Here is a 16,449-nt window from a genome sequence, read left to right as displayed (position 1 = left end):
GACCCACTTCGTGTGGGTCCAAGCCGTGCCCGCGGAAAGCGTCCGCCTGAAGCGCAAATCAACCTTGTTCGGATTCCAAGGTTAATTATTCTATTATAAAATTGATTCAACTAAGAAGTATATTCAAGTAGTATACAGGGCAAACGCTAAGAAGATTTCGTAATTGTTGGCTGGATAATACCTTCGACTCGCATTTCCGGAGGGCAAAAAACAAATAATGGACGGTCAATCGTTGTAATCAGGTGACTATGTAGGGTATACTTTTTAATAGTTTGAATTAGTGAAGGTGAGCCTATATGAAGAAGAAAATTGGGTTAGTGTCAATGTTGATGATGACTGCTATTTTTCTAAGCGGTTGTGCCGGCGTTGAGAATAAAGAAGGTACGTTTTACGATATTTTTGTTAAGCCGATGGATTGGTTATTAGAATTTTTTAGTACTCAATTTAACGGAAGCTACGGTCTTGCGATTATACTAATCACGGTATTGATACGGCTAATTCTTTTGCCGCTTATGCTGAAAAACTATAAATCGCAGCAAACAATGAAAGTGAAGATGGATGCGCTTCGTCCAGAAATGGAAGATATCCAGAAGCGAATTAAAGAAGCGAAGGATAAAGAAGATAAAGAAGAACAGATGAAGCTTCAGCAGGAGATGATGGGGCTTTATTCAAAGCACGGGGTTAACCCGTTGAATATGGGCTGTCTACCATTAGTCATCCAGATGCCAATCATCATGGGTCTTTACTTTGCGATTCTTTATTCACCAGAAGTAAAGTCGCATCCATTCCTTTGGTTCAATCTTGGAGAACCAGATATGATCATGATGGTTCTTGCAGGTGCAGTGTACTTCGTTCAAGCAAGAGTTTCTCTATGGACGATGCCTGAACAGCAGCAAAAGCAGATGAAGATGTTCATCTACATGTCTCCGATTATGATTATGTTTATTTCATTCAAAGCGATGGCGGCATTACCTTTGTACTGGGCAGTGGGGGGGATTCTCCTAATATTCCAAACATACTTGGGACGTAAAATGTACTATAAAGAAGTTTTACCAGTAGTAAAAGAAGAAGAATCGACTGAATCGGCAGAAGTAACGGAAGAACATGCTGAACCAGTTAAACTAGAAAAAAAGAAAAAAGGCAATAAATGAAAGCAGGCCGGAGAGCAATCTCTGGCCTTTTTCACAGTTGAACTTGAATCAGTAAAGGGTCAAAACCTTTTGCTGATTCAAGTTCAGCCTCCGGCGTAATTGATTGGGATGAAAAGGAAGGCATATGGATGAAAAATAAATATAATTATAATTATCAAAAGAAGAAAAAAGGGCAAAGTAAAGCTCTAACGATCACTCTATTTATTTCTGCTGTTCTTATGACTGGGCTCGTAATTTGGCTCGGCATGAATGACTGGAGTGTTGAAAAAAGTGCTAAACAATTTCAAGAAATCGTTGGCCCCTCGACTCCTATAGTGGAGGATGCTGCGTTACCGAAAGAGGAGCCGAGTGAAGTCGAAATTGTGATAGATGAGGAAAATCCTGTGAAGCCTGCGGAGCAGCTACCAGCAAAGCCAGTTGACAAAGGTGAAAAAGAACTTGGTTCAACTGCCAAGCCGAGTGCTTCTATTGACAAGGGTGGCTACATCGAAGGGCAAGAGCTACCTTCAGAGCCGACGTATGTACGTGGAATTTTGATTGCCAATAAAAAGAATCCGCTACCTTCAACATTTGCACCTGGTGAAGATAAGGCGGCGCGTACAGCTTTTGATCAGATGGCGGCAGAAGCTACGCTATCAGGTTTTAAACTTACAGCTTTTAGCACATATAGAGCATTCGACTATCAGACGACGTTGTACGAGAGATATGTCGCACGTGATGGCAAAGAAGCGGCAGACACATATAGTGCGCGTCCCGGCTATTCTGAACACCAAACGGGCCTTGCATTTGATATTGGTGAAGTGAATTTTGAGAAGCATTGGGCTTCATCATCATTTGGAGAGACAGAGGCGGGAAAATGGGTAGCAGCAAATGCCCACCGTTTTGGCTTTATCATGCGCTATCCTGAAGGCAAAGAGCCGGTAACAGGATATATGCATGAATCATGGCATTTCCGGTATGTCGGTATTGAAATTGCCAACGAAATTTTCGAGCGAAAAATTACGTTAGAAGAATATCTTGGAATCTAATAATCATAAAAAAAGGGACGCCCTCATAAAATGGGAGCGTCTCCTTTTTTAAAGTATCGGTGACAATAAGCGTGAAATAGATTCCTTAATCTTAATAATGCGTGGACGTTGTAAATACGCTTCATAGGTCAATTCGGTCGATAATTGCATATCTTGTTCGAATAACTCGGCAAGTTCATGCGACTTTTCACGGTCATAGATGAAGGCGTTTATTTCAAAGTTTAGCTTGAAGCTCCGCACGTCAATATTAGCGGTCCCCACAGTAGAAAGCTCGTCATCGACAACAATCTGTTTTGTATGGAGGAAGCCGTTTTCGTAAATGTAAACCTTGGCACCAGCCTTTAATAGCGTGCCGATATTTGAATACGTTGCCCAATAGACAAACATATGGTCAGGCTTATTTGGAATCATAATTCGTACGTCAATGCCCGACAAACAGGCAATCCGTAGTGCATCAAGGAAGCTAATATCTGGGATGAAGTAAGGTGTTTGAATGTAAATATATTTTTTAGCGATGAATATCATCTTCAAATAACCATCTTTAATTTGCTCCCATTCCTCATCGGGTCCACTCGACACAATTTGCATACCGACAGAACCTTTTTGAGGAATAGCAGGGAAATAGCGTTCTGCGTATTCGATATCGTGCTTTTCCGATGCTTGGTTCCAATCTAAGATAAATCGGGTCTGGAGAGGGTGTATCGCGCTGCCTTCAATACGAAGATGCGTATCGCGCCAATAGCCAAACTTGCTATTCAGACCGAGGTACTCGTCTCCGACATTAAATCCGCCGACATAGCCAATCCGTCCATCAATGACGACGATTTTTCGGTGGTTCCTGTAATTTAAACGAGGGTTAATGAGTGGCATAGTAGCGGGGAAGAAAGCTTCAACTTCTCCACCGCTATCAGTAAGCTCACGTAAATGCTTCTTATGAAGTCCACGAGAACCAATATCATCGAATAGTAGCCGGACTTTTACACCTTGTTTTGCCTTCCGAACTAACACGTCCAATATCCTTCTCCCTAAGTGATCCAGCCTCAAAATATAATATTGAAAATGAATATGATCTTTGGCATTTTCTAAATCATGGATCAGTGCCTCAAACTTTGCTTCCCCATCGTTGAAAACTTGAACGTCATTATCCTGAGTTAACACGGCGTGATTGTTGCGCAAATGAAGGTAGATCATATCCTGGTAGTGAGCCGTATCATCTAACCTAAACTCAAGCGTATTTTCCTCAATCGCTTCAATTTGGTAATCGATCAATTTCTCAATACCAATTTTACTTCGGCCTTCCCATCGGAAATAATGCTTTTGGCGTAACTGCCTGCCGAGTAACAGGTAAATAATGAAACCGAAAAGGGGGATGAAAAATAACACAAGAAGCCATGCCCACGTAGAGGTTGGGTCCCTTCGTTCCATAAAAATAAGAGCAATCGCCAGAAATATATTCAAAATAAGAGTGGCCGTTACTGAAACACTAATTAATTGAGACATAAGCGCCCTCCTTCACCAATGATGCATATCTTATCAGTATAACGGATAGCGGGGAGAAAAGAAGGAATTCGAGCAACAAATTTTAATAACCTACTTGACTGATTGGTATTAGTGGTATAAAGTGTGTTTTATACTTAAATTAAGAATTGAGGAGGAGCAGAATATGGATACATTATTTCTTTTATTAAACATTGCAGGATTGCTATTGCTCGTCGGTCTATTATATGGGATGAACCGTAAAAAGGTTTCATTCTCAAAACGTGTATTTACAGGGCTTGGGCTCGGAATTGCATATGGACTTATTTTACACTTTGCCTATGGAACTGATTCGACGGTATTGCAAGAATCTATGCCATGGTTTAACTTAATCGGAGTCGGTTATGTCAAATTACTTCAAATGATTGTAATGCCCCTTGTTTTCATTTCCATCCTTGCAGCATTTACAAAAATAACAATTGGCAAGAACTTTGGGAAAATGGCCGGCATGATTTTAGGTATGCTGGTCGGTACAACAGCAATTGCTGCTATCATAGGGATTTCGGCGTCGCTGCTTTTTGGACTTGATGCATCTGAAATCGTGCAAGGAGAAGCGGAAGCTGCTCGTGGGGCTTCGATAGAAGAACGTTCTGCGAGTGTGGTTGATAAGGCGTTACCTGATCAGTTGATAGACTTACTACCTGCAAATCCATTCCTTGATTTCACAGGCGCACGTCCAACATCAACAATTGGGGTTGTTATCTTTGCAGCATTCCTTGGTTTCGCCTATCTAGCCATCCTAAGAAGAGATGAAGAAAACGCAGTAACGGTGAAAAAAGGAATTGACGCAATTTATGCCTTGATAATGGGCATCGTAAGAATCGTCCTACGTTTGACGCCTTACGGAATTCTAGCGATTATCGCACGCACTGTTGCAACATCAGACTTTGCGGCTATCTACAGTCTCGGAAAGTTTGTACTCGCTTCCTACGCAGCGCTATTGGTAATGTTCGGTATTCACTTGGTCATTATTACATTATCTGGATTAAACCCAATTACGTATGTGAAAAAAGCAGGAGAAGCTTTGATATTCGCCTTCACATCACGTTCAAGTGCAGGAACACTGCCGTTAACGATTGATGCTCAGACGAAACGTATGGGTGTACCTGACGGGATTGCCAATTTCGCTGGATCATTCGGTTTGTCGATTGGGCAAAATGGTTGTGCGGGAATTTACCCAGCAATGCTTGCAGTGATGATTGCACCATCCGTTGGGCAAAATCCATTAGAGCCAACTTTCCTTCTAACATTGGTGGCCATTGTAGCCATTAGCTCATTCGGTGTAGCTGGTGTTGGTGGAGGGGCAACATTTGCCGCAATTCTAGTTTTATCAGCTATGAACCTTCCTATCGTGTTAGCAGGTTTATTGATTTCTGTTGAACCATTGATTGATATGGGACGTACTGCTGTAAACGTTAGCGGGGCGATGACAGCTGGCGTAACAACAGCTCGCGTCTCTGGAGAACTTGATACGGATATTTATAACGAACCGCTCGCAAAACAAACAGCAGAAGCGTAATCATCAAAAATCCCGCGGGAGACAGCATTGTGTCTTCTACGGGATTTTTTTAGGTTGTTATTAAATTGTATGTCTCCATGATGAAGTCCTTGTAGGGCGTGTGTGGCATTGGTGAAATATTGTCAACAGCGATTTGAATGAGGCGTTTTGCTTCAACGTGATTGCCGAGTTTCTGCTGGCAAAGTGCATGGTACGCATCACGCTCATAAAAAATTGATAAATCAAGGGGGTGGTGGATATAAACGGCGATTGTTACTTGTGATAAAAAAGGAATTGCCTCTTCATATTGACCTACTCCATAAAGTGATTTCCCTTTTTCTAGATTCAGAAATGGACCAAATTCGCTTGCTGTTTCTTCTTTTTCTCTAAACTCCTCTAAAAGTTGCAAAGCAGCTTGGAAATCTTTTTGGAATGAATTCAAATAGTGAACTTCTGCAAACTTTGTGAAGAAAAGAGCCCTTTGGTCTTCAGCGAACTCGCCATACTGTGTTAATTTTTTTAGATAGTAAGTATATTCATCATCGTTTTGCTTCATCATGGCATGAGCAGCCGCCAGTCGATATAAGTGCTCAATGCGATAAAAGACCTGTTCCTCTTTCGAATAGTTGAAGGCACTTTCCATCACGCGTATGCCGGCTTCTGAATCCCCAACCGCGAAGTAAAGAACCGCTTCTATATAGTCAAAATCGAGTCGTGTCATTGGGTCGATGAATGCATTGTTTGCCTCAATATCAGAACGCTCTCGGAGTAAGATATCGAGTGCATCTTGATAGTTATGTTCTGTAAATTTGACCATTGCTCGAAAAATACCGATAGCGGCACGTCTTGGAATAATGTTCATCTGCTCATATATATAGGCAGCTCTATCAGCAATCTCCTGCCACCCCTCCACTTTTTCATGATAAAGACAGAAACTATACATTTCCAAGAGGCGAGCTGCTTCATACCCTTGAGTTAATTTTTCAGCGTATGGTTCAACGATTGAAATTAGTTGGGCATATTCATCAGTCTGCGCAATCAATCCGGTATTATAGAGCTTTTCTGTTTGCTCCAAAACATCTCGCAATTCCTGCGTACTCACTTCCTCCAGTAACTCAGAAACTTCGACGCCGAGTCTTTCCGCAATATAAGATAGGCTTTCCATCGAAGGATTCGCCTTATTGTTCTCGATAAGGCTCAGCATGCCTTTCGTCAAGCCTTCTCCTGCAAGTGCTTCTAACGTAAGTTTCTGTCGTTTTCTCAATTTGCGTATTCGCTCACCTAACGTTTCGATGTGGAGCACCCCCATTGTTTCTAACATATAGTTTAATTATATTAAACTTTCTCTTGTAATGGAAGAGGTGGCGTGTTATTATTTGTTTAATTTAATTAAACAAAACATTATGAATGGAGTGTTTTCTTGTGGAAGAAGCTTTAAAGCTTAAAAGGGCGACGTATCATTTATGGACATTTACAATAAGCAAGCTTATTTCGTCATTTGGGGCACAAGTATACGCGTTTGCCATCAGCTTTTATATCTTACAGCTGACCGGATCCGCAACCAGTTTTGCGATGAATCTTATTTGCAGTATTTTGCCTAGAACGCTTATTGCACCGTTTGCAGGCTATGCAGCGGATAATTATTCAAGAAAGACCATTGTTATTACAGCACAAATTGCGACGACTGCTGCAATTGGAGGATTACTTGTTGTTAGTTTGACTATGGGGTTATCGCTTGTCACTATTTATATCACTACATGTATTTTATCAATGACATCAGCATTTTCTGGAATCACATTTACTTCGTCTATTACAGGTCTCGTTGATGAAGCAAGAATTCAAAAGGCGATGTCGCTTAACCAAATGTCGATTTCATTTGCAGCCATCGGAAGTCCCGCAGTTGGAGGGTTATTATATGGTTTTGTATCGATGCCAGTATTTCTTGTCATGTATATAACGGCATCGCTTATTGCGATTATTCTCGAATCAACGATGAACTTTAAGTTGTTTGCTAAGCGTAAGGAAGTGGTGGTAGGTGAACCAAAAGAAACGATGTTGAAAAGTATGAAAGCAGGATTTTCTTATTTGAAGTTGCAACCGGTTCTTATGACAATCATTTGGATTTCATTATTCATCAATTTCCTATTTGGAGCTTTCATGGTTGGTTATTCATTTATTCTCATTGAAAAGATGAAAATGGCACCACAGCACTTCGGCATTACTGACGGGGCATTCGCAGTTGGTATGTTACTCATGTCGATTTATCTATCGATGAGAAAAGAAGTGAAATTTCCGCTTCTGGTAGGCAAGTACGGTATTTTTGGAATGGCTTTAATGATGGCAGGAATTGCACTGCCATTAATGATAAACATGTCTTACTACGGTATGTTTGCCTATTATGTAACGCTTATGTTCAGTTTTGGGGCGACGCAAATTATTGTCAATACACCGATGCAGGTCATGATGCAAAAGATGATTGATGATGATTATAAAGGACGTGTGTTTTCGATACTTGAAACGATGGCAATGGCGCTTATGCCGCTGGGAATGGTTCTGTACGGCTTCTTGTATGATATTTTCCCAGCCCAGTGGATTCTTATTCTCTCAAGCATTTTGCTGATTGGTGCAGTCCTCATATTAGCAAGGCCATCTGTTGTGCGACAAGCACATCCGGAACTTGGAGCGGCGAAAAATGTGAAGTCGGAAACGGTTTCGGGATTATAAAATGGGGGTGTACTAGTGGAGAACATATTTGAAGAAATCGTCCATATTATGAACAATGATTATGCAGGTTGGAAAGATAAAAAAGGGTGTGATAATCCAACACACTACCTTGAGAAAGTCAGGCAGCTACAGAGGGAAGGGCAGCTAACAATTGACACATTCAAAAAAATTGTCGAGGACTATTTGTTGGATTTCAATGATGCACATATTTACTTCAGTGCAGTCAATTTACAAAGCGAGAAGCCAAAAGGCCGTGGCTTCCGAGTCCGTCGTTTTGAAGACCAACTCTATGTGACACATGTAGACTCGGAAAGCCGATTGCAGCCTGGCATGCGTTTTGTATCGCTAGGTGGTTATAGTATTTCTGAATTAAGAAAACGGCATCATCGTCTACTCAATGAAAATCATGCTGAACGTGAAAATTGGACATCAATCTTGTCACTTTATGAAGATGGTGAAATTGAAAATAGTGAGGGGATTAGATGTAAGTTTCCGCTCGCTTTCTACGATGAAAAACCGTATACTCCGACGTATTCAGTCCAGCAACTAACAGAAGACACACTCCTTATGAAGATGACAGATTTTGCGGATCCGGATGCTATTGCAAAAATGATAACGGAAAATCAAGAGCTTCTTGAGTCGACGGACAAATGGATTATTGATGTGCGAGTCAATTATGGTGGAAGTGATTCGAGTTACTATCCATTACTGCCATATTTAATGCCTGAAGAAGGGGCTGAACTTGCTGATAAAGAGGAGAGAATGCTTTTTAATTGTACAGTTGCAAGCGCCGATCGAACACTGGAGGAACTTGAAGAGCAACTTGAAAATACGGAAGACGAACAAGCGCAGGGGTTTTTAAAAATCTTTCAGCGTGAATGGACAAAAAATAAAGGGAAAGGATTTGTTGAATTTAATTTCAGCGAAATCATGTCGGATACATTTATAAAAGGAAATGCTTATCCAAAATTCATTGTTGTTCTAACTGATCTTATGTGTGGTAGTTCCGGGGATTCATTTGTAGAAGTCTGTAAGATATCGAATAAAATAACTGTTGTTGGTCGAGCAACGATGGGATTGAATGATTATGCAAACTTAGCAACCCAAAAGTGGGATGAAGGATTCGAATTAATGTATCCAACGTCGCGATTATCAAGGATTGATGAGGGACGTGGAATGACAGGTATTGGGATTGAACCTCATATTAATATTTCTTGGACACCTGAACATTTGGAAAGAGATATTGATATCGATAAGGCGTTGGAAATCTTGTCATCTAATACGATTATAGTATCCGAATTGTGAAGTTTGTCACGAATCCATAGCTCAGGATTTGCAATCTGAAAAAATACCCTGTCGGAAGCATAGTTTAATGCTTCCGACAGGGTGTTTTCATTCCGAAGTAGCTTCAAGATTCCGGAGTGAATTTGTGGACTTTCTAAACGCAAAGATTAGCCCAACTGCAAGGACTGCAAGAATGGCTGAGATGAAATACATATTACCTGCCTGTTGTGTGAACATCCAAGTGAATAACAAAGGTCCAAAGATGCGCCCCATATTGTCCATGGAATACGCCATTCCAGCGGCTGTTCCATATTTTCCACCAGATTCTTTTGTCGTTAATGACACGAGAACTGTTCGAGCGAGTGCATTTCCACCGGTGAAGACGCATAGTGAAAATCCTGCCCAAATAAGACTTGTAGAGAATGGAACGAGCAGAAGCCCTAGTGCCGCCACGATTTGTGCGCAAATAATCCATGATGTTTCCGTACCATTTTTCACCCGACGAACGACACCACCTTGAATGGCAGCATCGACAAAACCGCTGGCAATGAACAAATACCCGAGTTGAAGAGGTGTAATTTCAATCCTGGACATTTGGAACAGCTGGAACGTTGATTCCAGTCCAGCTAAAAGGAACGTCACCATGAAGGTAAACAGGAATAGATAGCGAATTCGATATTGCCATAGCATAGCTCCGCCTTTAGGCAGCAGTTCCCGTTTATTGGCTTGACCACGTCGTTCGGGTTCTTTCAAGATGATTCCAGCATAAACCATTAACAACAAAGTCAATACGCCAGATGCGATGAAGGGTAGCTGAAGGCTCGAATGACCGAGCACGCCACCGATTGCAGGCCCAAAAATAAAGCCAAGTCCAATTGACATACCAAGCAGTCCCATATACTTATTACGATTTTCCTCATCTGTCATATCTGCAACGAATCCTGTCACAGCAGTGTAAAGAGCCCCCGAGAAAATACCACCAACTACGCGTGACATATACAGCAGTGGTAAATTTTCAATGAATAATGCAAACAGAAAGAAGCTAAGACTGAAGCCGATCAGCCCCGTCATTATTAGTTTTTTTCTTCCAGTCCGATCTGACAATGAACCCCAGAGTGGTGCGGTGAAGAAGGAGGCGAGTGCATAAACAGTCAGCAATCCACCAACATGTATTTCAGAAAAACCTTGTTGCACAATGACTTCGGGAAGAATCGGAATAATGATGCCGAATCCAAGATAGACAAAAAATTGAATGGACATTAACAAAAGAAGCGCTTTTTTCATCGTAAACCTACTTTCTAGTGAATCTATACACCTTATTCTACTCCTTGTAAGCTATTCAGACAACGGAAATGGGAGTTCAAACCTTTTTTAGAAAGTAAGCAATGTAATCACGGACCTGAGCAACGTTTTAGCGAAACTAAACAATATTTATCCGAAACGAAACAACGTTCTTGCAACTATACAATGTTTTCGCAGAACCAAGCAATGTTTGTAGAAAACAACACAATGTTTAACCTAAACCAAGCAACGTCGTCGCAAATCCAAACAACACTGCTGTGTATGAAAAATTTAAAAAAGGGCATAATCTGTAACATAATTGAAAGATTTAAAAGTGGACAGGAGTGGTATAATTGTAGTAGGAACTGATGGAGCGATTTTCATGGTAATGAGAAACTTTACTTGTATATAAACGTCTTGAACTAATAGAAAGGTCGAGGTGGAAAAGATGGCTAAAGAAGTTGATTTGAAGAAGATCATCTCCAACTTGGCGAAGTTGGGTGTTTCGGCAACGATGACGAAATCCCGTCTAGAAATGCTGAAAGCCCTAGCGCCACCTGCACAAGACCCGCAAATTCAATCTTAATAAAAGAAAAACTCCGACGAGAAATTTTGTCGGAGTTTTTCTTTTTCGTCTAGACTACGGGCGCCAGATGGGACAGGCGCCCTTCACTATTGTTTGTTATTCATTGTCCTCATCTGAGCTAAACATATACGTCCGATGATGGAACTTCATACTAAATACGAGCCCAATCGCTAGCATATTGCCCATCAGCGAGCTTCCCCCGTAACTGATAAACGGTAGTGGGATCCCTGTAATCGGCAACAATTGTATGGTCATACCGATGTTTTCGAAGACATGGAACGTAATCATGGCGATAATGCCGGCGCAGATATACGTGCTGAATGGGTCTTTCAATTCAAGCGTAATTTTCGTCAAATGATAAATGAGAAAGAAGTACATACAAATGACGAGGCTTGCCCCAACGAATCCCCAATCTTCCCCAATCGATGTGAAGATGAAATCGGTATGGCTTTCGGCTACATACACCTCGCGACCTTTATAGCCTTTACCAAAAATTTCACCTGAGCCAATTGCATTTAGTGACGTAATGAGATGCATCCCTTCATCAGACGAATAGGAATAGGGATCAAGCCATGAGTAAATTCTTGCGGCTTGATAAGGCTTGAAGCCGAACGTATCTTCCAAAAACTTCTGTGCATACACTGCCAACAATAGCAACGTAACCCCTAGTGTGGCTGCTCCCGTAAAAATGGGTACGATGATGCGCCAGGTAATTCCCGAAACGATAATCAGTGCCGCCGTAATCGCGATGAATACGAGTCCTGTCCCAAGATCAGACTGCATCATAATGAAAGCAAAGGGAACGAACATGATGGCGAAGATTTTTATGAGTAAATAAAAATCTGTTTTCAATGTTTTTACTGAAAACTTCTCATGGTGTTCCGTTATCATTCGCGCTAAGCCGATAATGAAAAATGTCTTCATGAACTCAGCGGGCTGGATACTCCCTATTCCGGGAATGTGGAACCAGCTTTTCGCTCCGTTTCTCTCTGCAACAAGACTTAGACTACCAGGGAGGAAATGTAAGATGGCTAATAGGAGAATACCGCCACCATAAATAATCCAGGCCGCTTTTTTATATTGTTCTGGCTCCAAATACATAGTAATGGCGATAATGATGCAGCCAACTACATACCACTGAATTTGCGACGGAACGAAGTTAATGAATTCACCGGAGCTGAACTTGTATTGTCCTGTCGTCTGAGCAGAAGAAATCGCAAACAAGCTTATCAAACAAAATATTAATAAGATGAACGCAAGTGTCCAGTCAAAACGTTCTTTTGGTTTATTGGGTAATTTCATTTTTTTGATTCACCTTTTATCTAATGTACGAACATCTTTTAGTATAACGCATCGAGAGTGCGGATGCATATCCTCATATTGGACGTATAGGCGAATTGCAAAGTTGCCTGATGCAGGCTCGCGTGCTAAGCTTGTGGGAAAAATTACGCCAAAGTGTAGTTGATTGATTGAGAAAGGAAACATTGTCATGGCATGGATTTATTTATTAATTGCTGGGGTTTCTGAAATTGTTTGGGCAATTGGACTGAAGGAAGCACACGGTTTTACTGTTCTGTTGCCATCTATTGTGACAATTGTTTTTATCTTAGTTAGTTTCTTTTTATTTGCCAAGGCGATGGAGACGATTCCAATCGGCACGGCATATGCTATTTTCACAGGCATTGGGGCGGCAGGAACGGCCGTTGTCGGTATTATTCTATTTGGAGAAGGCGCGGGGTCTGGGAAACTATTTTTCTTAGCACTGTTACTTGTTGGAATTGTTGGCTTAAAACTTGCCGATGGAAAGGAGGAGGCTGAATGATGTCTTGGTTCATCCTTATCATTGCAGGTTTCTTCGAAGTGGCATTTGTGGTCACTATGAAATTATCCGAAGGCTTTCGGAATAAAAAATATACTGCACTCACTGTTTTGTCAGGTGCATTGAGCTTCTTTCTGTTGTCATTGGCGATGAAAGAATTGCCTGTTGGTACGGGGTATGCGGTTTGGACAGGAATTGGAGCAGCGGGTAGCGTATTGATTGGTATGTTTTTCTTCCATGAAAAGCGCAGTGCGTTGAAGTTTCTATTTTTGTCTTTCATTATCGCAGGTGTCGCCGGGCTAAAGATTTTTGGCTAAGTCTATTCATGAATACGGTTTGTTCATGGTAAACTAGAGTATCGAAAATTAACGGATGGTGAGGGCTAACTGTGAAGAAAAAATTAGGTATTGTCTATGGTGGGAAATCGGCGGAGCATGAGGTGTCGTTGTCGACGGCGCGCGCGGTGACGCAAGCGGTAGATTTTGATAAGTACGAAGTGATTCCGGTGTATATTACTTATGATGGTGAATGGCGACGAGGTTCTGCACTCGAAGGTCCAGTGGCTACGCTTGAGGAGCTTCGACTTGCAGGAGATGGCAATGGTAAACCTGATAGCATCCACGCTTTCTTGAGCGGAGAGGCGCTCGACATCATTTTCCCACTTCTTCATGGGACGAACGGAGAAGACGGCACAGTTCAAGGCTTATTTGAAGTGATGAATATTCCATACGTAGGAAATGGTGTGCTTGCCTCGTCCGCAGGCATGGACAAAGTGGTTATGAAACAATTATTTGCACAAGTTGGCTTGAATCAAGTACCTTACGTCTTCTTCCTGCGCAGCGGTTGGGCGAAAGAGCGTCAGCAATTGGTCGCCCAAATGGAACGTGAACTAGGATGGCCGATGTTTGTTAAGCCAGCGAATCTGGGCTCAAGTGTCGGCATTAGCCAAGCGACTGATCGAGAGAGTCTAATTGCAGCAGTCGAGCTGGCGTTGAAGTTTGATAGACGTATCATTGTTGAACAAGGTGCTGTCGCGCGTGAAATCGAAATGGCTGTTATGGGCAATGACGAGCCGGCGTGTTCAGTACCAGGAGAAATAAAACCCGTGACTGCATTTTATGACTATGAAGCAAAATATAAAGATGGCAACACAGCGCTTGTTATTCCAGCGCAAGTGACGGAGGAAGTCGCGAAGACGATGAAAGATATGGCGTTACGTGCCTATAAAGTGCTCGACTGTTCGGGTCTTGTACGCGCAGACTTCTTTGTGACATCAACGGATGAAGTGCTTATTAACGAAGTGAACACGATGCCAGGCTTTACGCCGACGAGCATGTTCCCGTTGCTGTGGCAGCAAACAGGTGTGGCGTATCCTGAGCTAATCGACGAACTGATTAAACTTGCGATTGAACGTCATGCGGAAAAACAAAACATACAATATACGATGGATTGAGTGTGGTTTAAAGTGAAACAGAAATTGACAGAGGTAGCCGCGTGGATACAGGCAGCAGGGCAGAATATGGATGGGGTGCTCGTAACAGGCGTGTCCATCGACTCAAGGACTGTGAAGGCAGGAGATTTGTTCATCCCTTTCCGCGGAGAACAGGTAAATGGTCACCATTATGTACAACGTGCCATTGAACAAGGGGCGGTTGCTTCTTTATGGATGACAGACGAACCAAATCCACCAGCTGATGTAGCATTGATCTTTGTTGATAATCCTGAGCTTGCGCTCCAAGAAATGGCGCGTGCTTACCGGGGAATGCTCTCTTGTAAGGTGATTGGTATCACGGGTTCCAATGGTAAAACGTCCACCAAAGACCTTGTTGCAAATGTGTTAGCTCCTTACTTTAACGTGCGAAAGACGGAAGGTAATTTCAATAATGAACTTGGTTTGCCACTGACTATTTTATCGCTTGATGAAGATACGGATATCGCTGTTCTGGAAATGGGCATGAGTGGTTTCGGGGAAATTTCATTTTTATCGACATTGGCAAAGCCGCATTTCGCGATTATTACGAATATCGGGGAAGCGCATATGCAGGATCTGGGCTCGCGCGCGGGAATTGCGAAAGCTAAATTTGAAATCATCGATGGTCTTCAACAAGGTGGCAAGCTGTTTTACGACGGCGATGAGCCGTTGCTACAAGAACTTGTCGGACAGCATCCTGCTGTTGAAGCAATATCGTTTGGCTATAATAAGGGAACGACATTGTCACTTGGAGAAATTGAATCAGGCGATGAGGGCAGTCGTTTTACGGTGCAGGGCTTATTGGACGGACAATTTACCATTCCAGTTTACGGAGCTCATCAAGCGAAGAACGCACTTGCTGCTATTTTGATCGCGAGTGAACTGGCTGTTGACGGGGATGCAATTCGTCAGGCTTTGCGCAATGCATCGTTGACGGATATGCGTATGCAACCCGTTATGGTTGATAATGGTGCATTGTTCATCAACGATGCTTATAATGCGGCTCCGACTTCGATGCGTGCGGCACTTGCTTTCATTCAGGAGACGGGATTGCGACAAGACAAGTGGGTCGTTTTGGCTGATATGCTTGAACTAGGAGCGGAAGAGCAGGACTACCATGAACAGCTTGCAGATGACATCTTGGCGATGGATCTTAAAGGGGTTTTGTTGTTTGGACCACGCATGAAATGGCTATACGATGCATTACAAAAAAATAATGTTACATCGCAATTGCTATGGTCAGAAAAGGACTATGCACCAATTGTTGATGCATTGCGTGATGCGACAGGAGCTGACTCCATCATCTTGTTAAAAGGTTCACGTGGAATGGCGCTTGAACATGTAATTAAAGGGTTGGTTGGCAAATGAAGACAGGTGTGCTGTTCATCCAAGGTTTCACAGGAGGTTCTTTTGAAGTTCGACCATTTGTTAATTACTTGAGTAGCAAAACAGACTGGCAGATATCCATCCCGATTCTTCCGGGTCATGATGTGACGCTAGAACTTGGCAAGGCATCAGCTGAATCTTGGTTAATGGAGGCTGAGCTTGCACTTCGAAAATTACAAAAAGAAGTCGACCGTATTATTGTGGTCGGCTTTTCCATGGGTGGACTCATTGCGATGTATTTAGCACTGCGCTATAAATTTGATAAATTGGTGTTATTAAGTGCGGCGGCAAAATATATTAGCCCGCGCAATCTATTGGAAGATGTAGGCGTTATGCTCGCAGAATCCATTACGAAAAAATATCCGCCGAATACTTTTTATCACTTGTACGAATATAAATTAACTCATACACCACTGCGCGCGATTGTTGAGTTTTTACGGATCGTAAAAACGGTTGAGCCTTATTATGAGCGGATTACAACGCCGGTTTGCATCGTTCAAGGAAAAAAAGATGGCATTGTACCGTTCGCTTCAGCCGAGCATCTATTTAAAAAATTAGGCTCCGAAAAAAAGGAACTCATAAAATCCGACCTTGGGAAGCATCATATCTGTTACAGCGATGACTGTGACAATTGGTTCGATGAAGTGTTCGAGTTCATGAAACAGGTTGAGTAGCAATAAACTGA

15 protein-coding genes are annotated in these 16,449 nt (G+C 42.2%); 11 read left to right on the top strand and 4 right to left on the bottom strand.

What is annotated here, in order from left to right:
- The first annotated feature begins 296 nt into the window (after positions 1–296).
- Together yidC and R2B72_RS17355 are read left to right on the top strand one after the other, a co-directional pair.
- Complete coding sequence (gene yidC / locus R2B72_RS17360; protein WP_318618090.1) at positions 297–1,151, top strand: membrane protein insertase YidC; 855 nt, start codon at positions 297–299, stop codon at positions 1,149–1,151.
- A 128-nt stretch (positions 1,152–1,279) separates the two neighbouring features.
- Complete coding sequence (locus tag R2B72_RS17355) at positions 1,280–2,179, top strand: M15 family metallopeptidase (protein ID WP_318618089.1); 900 nt, start codon at positions 1,280–1,282, stop codon at positions 2,177–2,179.
- A gap of 48 nt (positions 2,180–2,227) precedes the next feature.
- Here the strand turns inward: R2B72_RS17355 and cls are convergent, their stop codons facing one another.
- The gene (cls, locus tag R2B72_RS17350; RefSeq protein ID WP_318618087.1) at positions 2,228–3,679 is read right to left on the bottom strand and encodes a cardiolipin synthase; all 1,452 of its coding nucleotides are present in this window, start codon (positions 3,677–3,679) and stop codon (positions 2,228–2,230) included.
- Between the two features lie 163 nt (positions 3,680–3,842).
- Here cls and R2B72_RS17345 point away from each other — a divergent pair, with 163 nt between their 5' ends.
- A complete protein-coding gene (locus tag R2B72_RS17345) occupies positions 3,843–5,234 on the top strand; it encodes an L-cystine transporter (RefSeq protein ID WP_318618085.1) in 1,392 nt (463 codons plus the stop codon).
- A gap of 49 nt (positions 5,235–5,283) precedes the next feature.
- Here R2B72_RS17345 and R2B72_RS17340 read toward each other — a convergent pair whose 3' ends face one another.
- A complete protein-coding gene (locus tag R2B72_RS17340) occupies positions 5,284–6,477 on the bottom strand; it encodes a helix-turn-helix domain-containing protein (RefSeq protein ID WP_412177876.1) in 1,194 nt (397 codons plus the stop codon).
- Positions 6,478–6,635: 158 nt separating this feature from the next.
- Between R2B72_RS17340 and R2B72_RS17335 the strand changes: the two genes are divergently transcribed.
- Complete coding sequence (locus tag R2B72_RS17335; protein ID WP_318618084.1) at positions 6,636–7,937, top strand: MFS transporter; 1,302 nt, start codon at positions 6,636–6,638, stop codon at positions 7,935–7,937.
- A gap of 15 nt (positions 7,938–7,952) precedes the next feature.
- Complete coding sequence (locus R2B72_RS17330) at positions 7,953–9,242, top strand: S41 family peptidase (RefSeq protein WP_318618082.1); 1,290 nt, start codon at positions 7,953–7,955, stop codon at positions 9,240–9,242.
- Positions 9,243–9,329: 87 nt separating this feature from the next.
- Here R2B72_RS17330 and R2B72_RS17325 read toward each other — a convergent pair whose 3' ends face one another.
- Positions 9,330–10,505: an MFS transporter gene (locus tag R2B72_RS17325; RefSeq protein WP_318618081.1), complete on the bottom strand. Its 1,176-nt coding sequence runs from the start codon at positions 10,503–10,505 to the stop codon at positions 9,330–9,332.
- 445 nt (positions 10,506–10,950) lie between these two features.
- Between R2B72_RS17325 and R2B72_RS17320 the strand changes: the two genes are divergently transcribed.
- Positions 10,951–11,088, top strand: coding sequence for an Lmo0850 family protein (locus tag R2B72_RS17320; protein ID WP_318618080.1), 138 nt, complete (start codon positions 10,951–10,953; stop codon positions 11,086–11,088).
- Between the two features lie 96 nt (positions 11,089–11,184).
- Here R2B72_RS17320 and R2B72_RS17315 read toward each other — a convergent pair whose 3' ends face one another.
- Positions 11,185–12,390 (bottom strand): FtsW/RodA/SpoVE family cell cycle protein, encoded by a 1,206-nt coding sequence (locus R2B72_RS17315; RefSeq protein WP_318618079.1) that lies wholly within the window; start codon positions 12,388–12,390, stop codon positions 11,185–11,187.
- A gap of 187 nt (positions 12,391–12,577) precedes the next feature.
- Here R2B72_RS17315 and R2B72_RS17310 point away from each other — a divergent pair, with 187 nt between their 5' ends.
- From R2B72_RS17310 to R2B72_RS17290, 5 genes are all read left to right on the top strand, one after another.
- Complete coding sequence (locus tag R2B72_RS17310) at positions 12,578–12,910, top strand: SMR family transporter (protein ID WP_318618078.1); 333 nt, start codon at positions 12,578–12,580, stop codon at positions 12,908–12,910.
- On the top strand, positions 12,910–13,224 hold the full coding sequence (locus R2B72_RS17305; protein ID WP_318618077.1) for a multidrug efflux SMR transporter: 315 nt from the start codon (positions 12,910–12,912) through the stop codon (positions 13,222–13,224). Before R2B72_RS17310 ends, R2B72_RS17305 begins: the two co-directional genes overlap by 1 nt.
- A 71-nt stretch (positions 13,225–13,295) precedes the next feature.
- Entirely contained in the window at positions 13,296–14,360 is a 1,065-nt protein-coding gene (locus R2B72_RS17300) for a D-alanine--D-alanine ligase (protein ID WP_318618075.1), read from the top strand.
- A gap of 12 nt (positions 14,361–14,372) precedes the next feature.
- A complete protein-coding gene (locus R2B72_RS17295) occupies positions 14,373–15,746 on the top strand; it encodes a UDP-N-acetylmuramoyl-tripeptide--D-alanyl-D-alanine ligase (protein WP_318618074.1) in 1,374 nt (457 codons plus the stop codon).
- Positions 15,743–16,438, top strand: a complete 696-nt coding sequence (locus R2B72_RS17290; RefSeq protein WP_318618073.1) for an alpha/beta hydrolase — start codon at positions 15,743–15,745, stop codon at positions 16,436–16,438. Before R2B72_RS17295 ends, R2B72_RS17290 begins: the two co-directional genes overlap by 4 nt.
- Positions 16,439–16,449: the final 11 nt, after the last annotated feature.

This window comes from Sporosarcina sp. YIM B06819 (genome assembly GCF_033485175.1).
Classification (GTDB): Bacteria; Bacillota; Bacilli; order Bacillales_A; family Planococcaceae; genus Sporosarcina.
This window is presented reverse-complemented; position numbering and strand designations above follow the sequence as displayed.